We start from the raw sequence: 13,727 nt of genomic DNA, 5'->3' as shown, positions 1-13,727 counted from the left end.
TTTTTATGTCTAATTGTATTATTGCACAATCTGGTGGTCCAACTTCTGTTATTAATTCTAGTGTAGTAGGATTAATACACGCTAACAAGTCACTTAAAGTTTTTGATAAGGTCTATGGTGGCTTAAATGGTATTGAAGGAATTTTAAATAAAAATATAATTGATCTTACCTTAATTAATGAAGATGAATTACAAACTTTTAGATATACACCATCTTCTGGGTTAGGATCTTGTAGATATAAATTACAAAATCCCGATAATTCTTGTGATGAATATGAAAATTTAATAAAAATATTAAAAGAATATGATATAACTTCATTTTTTTATGTAGGTGGAAATGATTCAATGGATACAATTGCCAAACTTTCTGCTTATTCTAAAAAAAATAATATTGATATAAAATTTATAGGAATTCCTAAAACCATTGATAATGATTTAATGTTTACAGATCATACACCTGGTTTTGGTAGCGCAGCAAAGTTCATTACAACATCAGTATTAGAAACTTATCTAGATTCTTCAGTTTATATAAATAATGGTATATTTATATTAGAGACTATGGGACGAGACACAGGTTGGCTAGCAGCTTCAGCTTGCATAGCAAAAATAGATAACAAACCTGTTGCTGATTTCATTTATCTTCCTGAAGCTGTTTTTGATAAATACCAATTTATAAATGATGTTAGAGAAAGATTTAAAAAACAAAATAAAGTTTATATTGTTGTATCAGAAGGTATTAAAGATGAAACTGGTAAATTTATATCTGAATTCCAATGTGTTTCTAATGATAATTTTGGACATGCCCAATTAGGTGGTGTTAGTAAGTATCTAAGAAGTTTACTTCTTGATGCTGGTATAACTAAAAGAGTAAAGGCTTTAGAACTAGGAATTTTACAACGTTGTGCTATGCACTTTGCATCTGATTCTGATTTAAATGAAGCTTATAATGTTGGTTATGTAGCTTTACAAAGTGCAGCAAATAATGAAAGTGGTAAAATGGTTGCTATAAAACGTGAAGATTCTAAAGACTATAAATCATCTTATTTCTTAGTAGATGCTGATAAAGTAGCTAATAATGTTAGGTACTTCCCTTCTGAATGGATTAATGAGGATGGAAACTTTTTAAAAGAAGAAGCTTGTGAGTATTTTTCACCATTAGTAAAAAATATTCCTAATTTAAAACTAGAAAATAACTTACCACAATATAAAGTTTTTAATGTCTAATTATGTTTAACTGAGTAAAAGAGTTATTAAACTCAAACTAATAACTCTCTTACTATAAAAATCTAATATAACCAAGATTTCATATTATCTAAATAATGAACTTTTAGAATATATCTAAAAGTTCATTATTTATAAAGTTAAATTTCCTCTTGCAATATCTTCTACTGTATTTAAAAAGAAATCTATTTCCTTTTCTGTATTATATACTGCAAAACTTACTCTAATCATTCCTGGCATTCTTTTTGTTTCGTCATTTAAAAAAGAACTTGCTTCTTCTTCGCTTATTCCCATAAGCCTTCTACAATAAGGATGTGCACAAAACCATCCATGCCTTACTGCTATTCCACGCCTCTTAGCTAATATTTCAGCTACTTCTTTGTCATAAAATTCATTTATATTAAAAACAGCTATTCCAAGCCTATCATAAATATTAAAAGTATCACCGTAATTAATTATTTGTGGAATGCTTTCAAGGCCTTGCAACATTCTTTTTAAAAGAACTTTCTCATGTTCTTCAATAAATTGATATCCTATATCCCTTAATTCTCTTAATGAATTTATTAAAGACATTACTCCTAAAAAATTTGGAGTCCCTGCTTCATTTTTTTCTGGTGGCTTAAGATAAGTTACTTCATTATCTAAAACCAGCTCCACTGTTCCTCCACCTGAATAGTCTGGAAGAGAATTTATAAAATCTTCTTTTAAACCTATTATTACACCTATTCCAAATGGAGAATATATTTTATGAGAAGAAAATACTAAAAAGTCTATATCCTCTTCTTTTGAATTTCCGCTAATACTAATTTTTTTATGAGCTACAAGTTGAGCTGCATCTACTATTAATTTAGCACCATATTGATGAACTATTTTGGCTATTTCATGAATATTGTTTATATATCCAGTTACATTAGATGCACCAGTTAGGGATACATATTTTATTTTTCCAAGATTACTTTTTAACTTTTCTTCTAACTCTTCAATTTTTAATCTTCCTTCTTTATTAACTTCTATATAATCAACTTTTCCTCTATTTCTCCAAGGCAAATCATTTGAATGATGCTCCATTCTTGATATAAGAACAATTTCATCATCTTTTTTAATTAATGTTTTAGCAAGTTTATTTAAAGCTTCTGTTGTATTATTAACATAGATTACAACATATTTATCTCTATTTTTTATATTAAAAAAATCCATTAAAAATTTTTTTGATTCATAATATAACTCAGTAGTTATTTCCGCTTTTTGACCTGTACCTCTGCCTATAGATGCGTAAGTTTTACTGAGTTTTTTCATATATGAAAAATTAGATTTAAAAGTAGGTGTAGTTGCTGCATTATCAAAATTTATTGAATTTATGCCATGACCTCTATAATCATAAACTTTTTCATCTATTCCAAGAAATAAATCTCTAACGTTCTCCTCATTTTTTATCCTCATATACATCTCCTCCAATATATCCTATTCAAATGTAGCTTTTATTGTGTCACCAAGGAATGTAGTTAATTTAAGTAATATATATGTATATAAATTCATATTATAAAGTGTAACAAATAGTCTTTTATAGTCATATAGTTATTAAGATAATATATGGAGGTATTGTAAAAAAATGAAACCTGATAAAAAATATATGAATATTAAATGTAATAATGACTTTGATTACGATTTTATGCCACTACAAAACATTTTTAATTTTCGCTGTAATCATTCATCATTAACACCCCTTTTTAAGGTTAATAATTCTCTCTTCGATAATGAACCTGATCATAATTTTAGAGGTGATATTAATTCTTCAGACTTATTTCCAGATGAAACTGTTGAATCTGAGCTATACTGTTATGTTAATGAATTAAATGAAAATTGTCACACAAAAAATCATGCTATAAAAGAAGAAAATCCCTCTGAATTGACTCCTGATAAAATATTAAGAGGTTTTGATTTAGATTTAAATGAAAATGAAGATTTAGAGCGTGCTAAGCCCGATAATGATGTAAATAGAATTTATTTAAGAATTGAAAAAAATAATCCTAATATATTGAATACACTTTTACGTTATGGTATTCCTTATCCAATGGCTAGGATGATTATTAAAAGAATAATAACATTGTCACTACAATATTGTGAAAAAAGGTAGGTGAAATTATATGTTTTTATTTAGAAATTCCTTACCTGATATAGAATCTAATGTAAGGTTTATACATGCTATTCCTGAATCTTTAAGTGTTGATATTTATGCAAATGATAAACCACTATATTCTAATATCTCATTTGGAGAAGTTTCAAATTATATAAATATAGCTCCCGGTAAATATGATATTAAATTATATAAGGCCTATACTTATGACACTCCCCTTATATCTAAAACTATAGAAATATTACCACTCTCGTATTCAACTATAAATATAACTTATGAAAATAAAGAAGTAGCATTTTTTAAATTAGATGATGGTGAATTTGAAGCTAATCCGTTACTATCATATGTAAGATTTATTAATCTTTCACCAAACTTATCTGGTATTTCTTTATCATTACCAGATGGACCACTTTTATTTGATGAAATTCCTTACTTAGAGACAACAGATTACTATCCTGTATCTCCTGGAATATATAATTTTGTTGTATCAGATAAAAATAATTTTAGTAAATTTATAAGTAATATTAATTTAGAAAAAAATATGTTCATAACAATTTATATAGTTGGAATTTTTAATGACACGCCTAGAATAGGATATATCCTCACTAAAGATGCTTATAGACAAAAGTAATTTTATAAATAATACCTATCTTAATATATTTAATCTATATTTTAAGATAGGTATTTTAAATTTAGGTTCTGTTTTAGCAAAGTTTTAATATATGCATAAGCAAAGTGAAATGGAGCTTAACTTTTAAACCTTTATCATAGCTAAAATTTTCTTAAATAAAATAGGCTTGATAGTATCTATATCAGTAGGTTCTTTAAATATTATCGTTGTAAAGCATACACTTCCTACCAATTCTATTATCATAAACAAAGTCATTTCAGCTTCTTCTTTTGACATGCCAGAATTAACTAGATTTTTTATAAAACTATCTACCACTTTATTTACATTGTAATATTCCTCTGGTTTTAATATATTTTTTCTATATAATCCCCAAGAAATATTTTTATTTATAATTTTAAGAAGTAACTTATTATGTTTTAAATTTTCTATTATATAATCTATAAAAAATAAAACTCTTTCTGAAAAATCATCTATTTTTTCATTAGTGGTCTCATTCATAGCCTCTTTTAATAACTTGTTGCTCTTTTTTAATATAAGTTTATTTAAAAGATCATGTTTATCATTAAAATATAAATAAAATGTACCTTTTGCTATTCCAGCTTTATTTACAATATCACTTATAGAAGTCTTCTCAATTCCTTGTGTTAAAAACAGTTCATATGCTGAATCAAATAACTGCTTTTCCTTCAATTGCTTCTTTGCACTAACCTTATCAATCTTTTCGTCATATAAGTTCATTTATAATTCCTCCAAAGATTATTCCTTAAATTGATATACCTATTATAAAATAGTATAATTATATAATATACATTTAATTATAACAATAAAACATTGGAGGATAAATAATGATTGTCTTAAGTTGTAAAGATATAAGTAAAAGTTATGGAATAGATGATATTCTAAAGGAAGTAACTTTTTCTGTTAATGATGGAGATAAGGTTGGTATAATTGGATCAAATGGAGAAGGTAAATCTACTCTATTCAAAATACTTTCTAAAGAAATCCTTCAAGATACAGGTGATATTTATATAGATAAAAATAAATCTATAGGCTATTTATCTCAACATTTAAACTTAAATTCTGAATTTACTCTTTATGATGAAATGTTGACAGTATTTAATGAGCTTATACAACTAGAAAATAAAATTTCTAATTTACAAATAAAAATGGGTGAACCTTATGACGAGAAAAATGCTGCTTATCACGAAAAAATAATAAAAGACTATACGACTGCTCAAGATTTATATGAAAACAGAGGTGGATATACATATAAGGGTGAAATATCTCGTATAGTTAAAGGTTTAGGATTTAATGAAAATGATTTTGATAAAGTTATTTCAACACTTAGTGGTGGACAGAAGACTAGAGTAGCTTTATGTAAGCTATTGCTTTTAAAACCTGATATATTGCTACTAGATGAACCTACTAATCATTTAGATTTGGATGCAATTGAATGGCTTGAAGAATACTTAAAAAGCTACAAAGGAACTGTTCTTATAATCTCACATGATAGATATTTCTTAGATTCTGTTACTAATATAACTTTTCAAGTTATAAATGGTCATGTTAATTGCTATAATGCGTCATATACTAAATACTTAGAATTAAAAGAAAAAGATTATGAAAGTAAATTAAAAGCTTATAATCTTCAACAAGCTGAAATTAAAAGACAAGAAGCTATTATAGAAAAATTCAGATCATTCAATAGAGAAAAGAGTATTAAGGCTGCTGAAAGTAGAGAAAAAGCTCTTGATAGAATTGACTTATTGAATGCTCCTGATGTTGAAAAATCTGCTTCTAAAATAAACTTTGAAACCTCTGTAAAAAGTGGATTTGATGTATTACATATTGAAGATCTATCTAAATCTTATGGAGAAAAAAAATTATTTTCTAATCTTTCTATTGATTTAAAACGTGGAGAAAAAATTGCTTTAATAGGTGAAAATGGTCGAGGTAAAACAACTTTATTTAACATAATAATGGATAAAGTGAAAAGTGATAGTGGCGTTAAAGTTTTAGGTGCAAATGTTAATATTGGGTATTATGATCAAGAACAATCAAATCTTAATCTTGATAAAACAATAATAGATGAGCTTTGGGACGACTTTCCTGAATTAACTACTACACAAATTAGAAATGTTCTCGCTTCTTTTTTGTTTACTGGAGATGATGTTTTTAAGAAAATTGATAAACTAAGCGGTGGAGAAAAGTGTAGAATTAATTTATTAAAACTTATGTTATCTAAAGCTAATTTATTATTATTAGATGAACCTACTAACCACTTAGACATACCATCTAGAGAAGCCCTAGAAGATGCTATTTTAAGCTATGATGGTTCATTACTAGTAATATCTCATGATAGATACTTTTTAAATAAAGTTATAAATAGAATATTAGAACTAACTGAAAATGGAGTTATAAATTATTTAGGTAATTATAGCTATTATACAGAAAAGAAAAAAAATCCTTTGAGATTTGAAAATTATGATGAACAGGATTCATCAAAAACAAAGACTCAATTAAATACAGAAAAAAAGAAAAAAAAGGCTTTAGATAAAGAGGCCAAGGCCCTTCAAAATAAAATAAAATCTCTTGAAGAAACTATAAATAAAAATGAAGAAGATTTATTAATGCTTCAGGAAGAATTGTGTAAAGAAGAAATTTACTCAGTTCCATCTGAAAGTGAGAGAGTTAATAAAGAGATTAAAGCCAAAGAAAGCTTAATTGAAGAACTTTATGCACAATGGGAAGAATTAAATGAATCAAACTAAAAAGGACTATGTTTTAAATATGCATATACCAAAACATATTAAAACATAGATTTCTTAAAACTATATATTTCAGAAATGATATAGTAACTACAGCCTTCTAAGGCTGTAGTTACTATACTATCTTAATCCTGAAGATCCAAATCCATTTGCTTTTCTTTCAGAATCACTTAATTCATTAACTTCTTCTATTTGAACATTAAGTACAGGTTTTATAACCATTTGAGCAATTTTCATGCCCTCTTCTATTTTAAAACTTTCTTTGCTATGGTTTATCAAAATAACACCAATTTCACCTCTATAACCTTCATCTATAGTTCCTGGTGAATTTAAAGTAGTAATTCCATGTTTTAATGCTAATCCACTTCTTGGTCTAATTTGAGCCTCTGTATTTGTAGGAAGCTCTATTTGTATTCCTGTATGAATTAAGCCCCTCTCTCCTGGTTCTAATAATAATTTCTCTACTGAATATAAATCTAATCCTGCATCTCCCTCATGAGCATAATTAGGCACTATTGCTTTTTCATTAATTTTCTTTATTTTTAATATGTACCTTTCCATATAATCACCTACTTAAAATATCTCGTGTAGCATAAGCTATACGGATTGTCTTTGCTTATATGATTATAAAATATAATTATATAAATAGCAAAAGATTGATAAGTTAAACAATCTTATCAATCTTTTAAAATATAGAAATTATCTATATCTACAATTCTTTTTTAAATTATTCATAACTAAAATTTTAGCATTAGTATTTTCTCTATTTATATTTACTTCATTCCAATTAACATACTTAGGTTTTTCAAAATAATTTTTATTAACAATCTCTATTATTCTATAACATCCTTCTGGTAAATTCTCGAATACTACTTTTCCTTGTTTATTAGTTAAACAAGATTCAATAAATACTGGACATACACCATTAAGCTTATACAAATTTATTTTAGCACCCTCTAAATATTCATTTTTACCGCCACAGTTTATAGATGATATAACTACTATTTCTCCTCTGACTTTTGGACATTGATTATTGTAATAACTAAATCCATTAAGTTCTGAATCATTTAATGTATCATGTTTTTGTATATCCGACTCACAATTTTCATAAGAAAAATTTCTACTATCAATATTGTTGTTTTCTGTTAACTCGTAATCATTTTCTTGAGAATTATAATTGTTTTTTATTGAATCCATTTCATCTTCTGTTAAATCATAATTAATTTTTAGTAAATCCTCGTTATCTCCTGTAAAATTGTAATTACCTTTCACTGTATGATTTTTCTCTTCTACTAAATCACAATCCATATCTATATTAGAAAAATCAGGATCTTCATCTGAAATTTCAAATATACATATATCATCATCAGATTCATAATACTTTATTTTTTCACCTGACGCTGATAAATTTATATGCATGTTATTCGTATCATTAGCCATAAAAACTTTCCTTTCTTATTTCTATACAATACTAGAATATGATTCAAAAATATTTTATGTGCTAATGACTTCGGATATTTAGATTTTAAGAAATTTACTTATTAAATAATTATTGTTCTTATACTAACAAAACAATGGTATCATAAGTTGACCTAAATAATTTATTAAAGATAAGTCCTCTTGTGTATATTCCCTCTTATTCACTGAAATAGAGACATATATAATTCCTATTACTTCTCCATTATATATTATTGGTGTTATACACAATGATTTCCAATCATGTATTCCAAAACATTTATCTACATATGAGTTATCCCAATCAATTAAATAATACCCCTTAGCATTATTAATAGCTTCCTCTATTAAAGTCATATTAAGCTTTTCTCTATCATTAATTTTATCTTCTTTAATTTTCTCGTTATAAATCTTTGCTATTTTCTTATTCTTTACAATAAATGCTGTAGCAAATTCCGAACCAGTTATTTGAATTATCTTTGAAAGAAATTTATATATTTTATCTTCTTTACTACTTTTATTGGTTAATAATTCAAGTATATCTTTTATTAGTGGAACTAACTTATTATCGTTATTATACTTAAATGGTAATATACCCTTAGATATATTTATATTATTACTTAATACTTCTATATTATCATTCCATATAGTTGTTTTATTTTTTCCTTGAGCTTTAGATGTATATAATGCTTGATCCGCCATTTTTATTAAATCTTCTGAATTTGAAGAATGTTTTAAATAAACTGATATTCCTAAACTAATAGTCACTTTTCTTTTTTCACCTAAAATCTTAGCACACTCAACTTTATTTCTTATTCTTTCTGAAAACAAATATGCATCCTCTTCACTTTTTTCAGGTAAAAGTATAATAAATTCTTCTCCTCCATATCTTACAAATACATCTTCTTTAGATAAGCATTTTTTAACTTCCTGTGTTAGTTTTATTAAAACTTCATCTCCTGTTTGATGACCATATCTGTCATTTACTCCTTTAAAATCATCTATATCAAAAATAATTAATGAAAATTCCTTTCCTTTTGAATAAGAGTCATCTATTAAATCACAAAAAGCTTTTTCAAGATATTTTCTATTATACACTCCTGTAAGTTTATCCAATGTAGAACTTATCATTAACTTATATTGATCTAATAAAAACATTACAAAAGGCATTAAATTTTTAACCTTAATTTTTGAATTAGAATTTATATTATTTATAGCATTATTTGATATTAAAATAAGTTTTCCATTAATACATTCATTGTTAGTAATAAATTTTCTTTTATTTCTAAACTTTATATACATACATGCTTGAATTCCATCTCTAAGCATTTCGTAATTCATTTTACTTTTATTATTACAATCATTAGATATAATCACTATTTCTTTGTTAGGATTTACTTTTAATGAAAAATATTTTAAAATTTCTTTTTTATCTTCTATTCTATATTCACATATAACTTCATTTTCTCCAAAATTATTTTCAATTGTAAGTAATGCCTTATCTGATAGTGTTATTCTTGCAATATATTTTAATAAATTTTCTAAATTTTTTACTATATTATTTGAAAAATTACTTAGTATTTCATATATATTACTTTCAAAATTGCAATAATAATTACTATAGTGCTTTTGCATAATATCAAAAAATTCTTTGTTTAATAACAATTTACTAATTTTTAATTCATCTAATAATTCATTTATTTTAAAATCAACATCTATACAATTTAGTTTATTTAAATTTAGTTTTATCCCCATGTTTTCCACTAATATTTTTCTAAATTTATTATAAACAACTAAAAACATACTATTATTAATATATTGTATCTTATATTTTTCAGGTAATGAATTTATTATATTTATGAATATATTAATAGATTCATAATAATAATTTATTGCCAGCTCTTGAAATCCTTTACTTTTATATTTTTCAGCTATTGAGCAATATACCATTGCTTTTACTTCTTGATTTCTACTAAACTTAATTACTTTTAAAGCATCCTTAATTAAATTATTATAATCATTATCTTTTGATAAGTATAATGCTAAAAAAATATATCCTAATTGATTATCATATTCCTTTGGGCATTCTTTTATATTAAGAAATAATTCTCTTGCTAATTCTTTATATCCTAAAAATAATATACTTACTACACTGCCTATTAACATTCCTTCTTTAGTAACAGGATTTGTTAAACTAATCAATTCATCCTTTAATAATTGAAAAGTTCTTTTTACGTCATTTTCATTTTTACAATTAATAATGCATAATTGGTAGTATTGGCTCTTTATTTTACTAAACTCCGTCCCTTTGTAATCATTTATTATTTTATTAATTGCACTTAATTCTTTAAATGCATGTTTAAAATTATATATTCTACAATTATACAAGGCTTCTGTAGATTTAATAGTAAGCATATCTAATTCTGATACTTGTATTCCTTTTTTCAACTCAGAAATTAATTCATAGTAATTAGATGCTAATTTTGTTTTTCCTAATCTACAATATACCCAACATAGTAGAGTACAAATTCTAAGAATATATCTATCCAATCCATTTTCTCTGGCAATTTCTAATGCTATTAGCAAATTTTCACTAGCTTTATTATATTTGAATATTTCTATGTTCATTTTAGCTATGTGTATTAAACTTGAAACTTCTTTTTTATAAACCTTATATTTAGTACTTAATTTTCTAATATCTATAAGACTTTTTAAAATATCATCTATATTTTTTCCAATTTCATTATTAATAACTTCACAATTTATTTTAGTAGTTAATAATCCTGCATAATTATTTTCCATTTCAAATACATTCATAGATTCATTCAATAACTTTTTAGCTTCACTATACTTTCCTTCTGAAATAAATATACTGCTTAGTAATAATTTTGCACAAGCATATACCCCTACTGTAATATTGCTATTTTTACAAATCTCAAAAACTTTCTCTATATATTTCACCGATAAAGCTTTTTTGCTCTCTATTTTAGCTACTAATGCAAGTGCATAATAATAATATGCTTCACCTTTAGAATAATCTATGTTATTTAAAAGATTTCTTACTACTTTTAATGGATACGTTAAATCTATAGGCTTGTATTCTTTTGAAGTTATTATTATCATCCTAAGAAGTACATACGCTTGTAGCTCTTTTTGATCATTATTCATAGCATCTATATTCGCTTTATTGAAATAATTATATGCCTCTTTATCTTTTCCTACTTTTTCATTTAACTTTCCAATACTTATTGCAATTCTTGTTTTTTCATTGCATTCCGCACAGCTTAATGCCTTTTTATAATAATATATAGATTTAAACGTATCTCCATAATCATCAAACTTTTTTCCACATTTTAAACTATATTCTATCAATTTTTCTTTTTGATTAGATTTTTCTAGTTGATTTAAATATTCATCCAAATATTCTTGGGTATTCTTTAATATTTTTTCTAAAAAATAGCAAGAATCAGTATGCATTGTTAAACTTTTTTCTTTAGGCATCTTAGAATAAATTATTTTTTTCACTAAATCATTATAAAAATCTACTCTAACCCCAGAATCACTTATTTTATCAATTAATAATCTATTTTTCTTTAATTTATAATATATATTTTTTCTTTTATTATCTAAAATTACATATGAAAATATCAAAGTTTCAGATAATGGCATTTGAAATATTGATAACCTTTCCAATATTTCAAGTTCTTCATTATTTAAATTTAATATTTTATTTTCTAATATTTTTTCTACGCCTTTAGGAATAACAATATTATTTACATCAATCTTGCTTCTCCATCTTCCATCATCTCTAGATAAATATATAATTCCATCTTTATATAACTCTTCTATGGTTTTGCTAATAAATTGTGGCTTTCCTAAGGTTTCAGAATATATCTTCATACAAAGTTCACCTATACTCTTGTGATAATTCAACATATTCTTTACCATTTTGCTAGTATTATAATTATTAAAATAATTTACTGCAACTTCTTCATAATTTGGCAGTGATCTAATAAACTTCATATATTCTATCATTTCACAATCAAAATCTTCTTCATTAGTAGACATTATAATCATTATATTTTCTAATTTCTTTCTTAATAAGCACATATATTTAAAGAATAATTTAAATACTTCACTAGTTTTTTCAATATCATCTATTAAAATAATTAACATATTATTTAAAGTATATTCATGTAAAAGAGTACAAACTCTATTGATAATTTTAAGCGTATTTTCATCATTAATTACTTTATCTTCCAAAAGCATATCTATAAATTTTTCTAAATACGTTCCATATTTATCCTTTAAATATTTATCTAAATTGTTGTATATATTTTTAATAGTAACAATAAAATTAGTGCTAGAACATATATTATCTATTATTAAGTATGAATTTTCTCTCTTATTACCAATATATTTACTAGATATCTTTCGTTTAATTTCCTTTAAAGTTGTAGTCTTACCATTGCCTTGTTCCCCTTTAAAACATATTATTTTATATTTAAGTTTATTTTCAGATATATGCTTAAATCCTAATTCTATCTTCTTTATCTCATCCTCCATTCCAATTATATCTAAATCTGTTTGAACTTTATCTAATGCTTCAAATATAAATATACTATAGTTCTTATTTAGTTTTTTATTTATACATTTAATAAAATCAGTTATTTTAGGAGCTTTATTGAATGATAATATTTTATCTATAGAATTGTTTCCTTTAAAATATCTCTTTAACTCAACATCATTAAATAAGTTTTTAAACAAATATAATATGTCCTTTATATTATCCTTTTGACTTGATTGATCTTCTAACTTATCAATGTTATAAGGATAAGGTAATGATTTCACTCCTAATAGATTATTTTCTCTAAATTTACTTATTTCATATTGTAATAAATTTTTTATCTTTATGCTTACTTTATTATCATCATTTGAAACTATAATTATATCCTTCATGCTTAAGTCATCAAATATATACCCTTTAATATTTAATGTATTAACCGCTGCACATAATTCCATAAAAATATCTAGTTTTTCATTAAATGAACATTTATTTAAATAAACTTCAGTATCTATTTGCGTATCTATATATTCTGTTACATATCCATAGTTTAATTTATCTAAATTTATCCCATCTATGTTTTTTATTACTTCTATATCTAATATATTAACCACATTTTTAAAGTTTAAATTTTTTATTGTCTTAAACTTACTTAATAAATATTCTCTGCAATTTTCATATTCAACATTATCTTGAAAAATATATAAATTATATATTTTATTATTACGTATATTGATAACCTTATATATATAAAAATTTTCATTAACATCTATAGATCTATTAATAGAATATTTTTTATTTAAAGTCTTCAAGTAAGTTCACCTCTTTACTGTTTTTACATATAAAACTATATATTTAATTTTATAATTTTATTTTTCATTTAATGTGTGAATATAAGAAATAAACATTATTTATATTTATCTTAAAAGACTATTTATAAAATGAGAACTTTCCC

General features: G+C 24.4%; 9 protein-coding genes. 4 read left to right on the top strand and 5 right to left on the bottom strand.

What is annotated here, in order from left to right; translation table 11 throughout:
* The first annotated feature begins 5 nt into the window (after positions 1-5).
* Positions 6-1,223 carry a 6-phosphofructokinase gene (locus tag NG918_RS04075; RefSeq protein ID WP_252224718.1) on the top strand — a complete coding sequence of 406 codons (1,218 nt, stop codon included), beginning with the start codon at positions 6-8 and terminating at the stop codon, positions 1,221-1,223.
* A gap of 129 nt (positions 1,224-1,352) precedes the next feature.
* Here NG918_RS04075 and NG918_RS04070 read toward each other — a convergent pair whose 3' ends face one another.
* On the bottom strand, positions 1,353-2,660 hold the full coding sequence (locus NG918_RS04070; protein WP_252212714.1) for an aminotransferase class V-fold PLP-dependent enzyme: 1,308 nt from the start codon (positions 2,658-2,660) through the stop codon (positions 1,353-1,355).
* A 169-nt stretch (positions 2,661-2,829) separates the two neighbouring features.
* On the opposite strand from NG918_RS04070, the gene NG918_RS04065 reads away from it, so the two are divergent.
* Together NG918_RS04065 and NG918_RS04060 are read left to right on the top strand one after the other, a co-directional pair.
* Positions 2,830-3,354: a hypothetical protein gene (locus tag NG918_RS04065; protein ID WP_252224712.1), complete on the top strand. Its 525-nt coding sequence runs from the start codon at positions 2,830-2,832 to the stop codon at positions 3,352-3,354.
* Positions 3,355-3,364: 10 nt separating this feature from the next.
* Positions 3,365-3,985: a DUF4397 domain-containing protein gene (locus NG918_RS04060; protein WP_252212716.1), complete on the top strand. Its 621-nt coding sequence runs from the start codon at positions 3,365-3,367 to the stop codon at positions 3,983-3,985.
* A gap of 123 nt (positions 3,986-4,108) precedes the next feature.
* Here NG918_RS04060 and NG918_RS04055 read toward each other — a convergent pair whose 3' ends face one another.
* On the bottom strand, positions 4,109-4,723 hold the full coding sequence (locus NG918_RS04055) for a TetR/AcrR family transcriptional regulator (protein WP_252212717.1): 615 nt from the start codon (positions 4,721-4,723) through the stop codon (positions 4,109-4,111).
* A gap of 107 nt (positions 4,724-4,830) precedes the next feature.
* Between NG918_RS04055 and NG918_RS04050 the strand changes: the two genes are divergently transcribed.
* On the top strand, positions 4,831-6,756 hold the full coding sequence (locus NG918_RS04050; RefSeq protein WP_252212718.1) for an ABC-F family ATP-binding cassette domain-containing protein: 1,926 nt from the start codon (positions 4,831-4,833) through the stop codon (positions 6,754-6,756).
* 117 nt (positions 6,757-6,873) lie between these two features.
* Here NG918_RS04050 and dut read toward each other — a convergent pair whose 3' ends face one another.
* The 3 genes from dut to NG918_RS04035 all read right to left on the bottom strand — a co-directional run bounded on the left by dut (position 6,874) and on the right by NG918_RS04035 (position 13,584).
* Positions 6,874-7,314, bottom strand: coding sequence for a dUTP diphosphatase (gene dut, locus NG918_RS04045; protein WP_252224706.1), 441 nt, complete (start codon positions 7,312-7,314; stop codon positions 6,874-6,876).
* A 138-nt stretch (positions 7,315-7,452) separates the two neighbouring features.
* The gene (locus NG918_RS04040) at positions 7,453-8,193 is read right to left on the bottom strand and encodes a prealbumin-like fold domain-containing protein (protein ID WP_252212720.1); all 741 of its coding nucleotides are present in this window, start codon (positions 8,191-8,193) and stop codon (positions 7,453-7,455) included.
* Positions 8,194-8,316: 123 nt separating this feature from the next.
* Positions 8,317-13,584 carry a diguanylate cyclase gene (locus tag NG918_RS04035; protein WP_252224702.1) on the bottom strand — a complete coding sequence of 1,756 codons (5,268 nt, stop codon included), beginning with the start codon at positions 13,582-13,584 and terminating at the stop codon, positions 8,317-8,319.
* Positions 13,585-13,727 lie beyond the last annotated feature (143 nt).

The sequence above is a fragment of the Clostridium sp. ZBS2 genome, from assembly GCF_023845855.1.
GTDB lineage: Bacteria > Bacillota > Clostridia > Clostridiales > Clostridiaceae > Clostridium > Clostridium aquiflavi.
The sequence above is the reverse complement of the archived record's forward strand: the minus strand, read 5'-3'. Positions and strand labels throughout refer to the sequence as shown.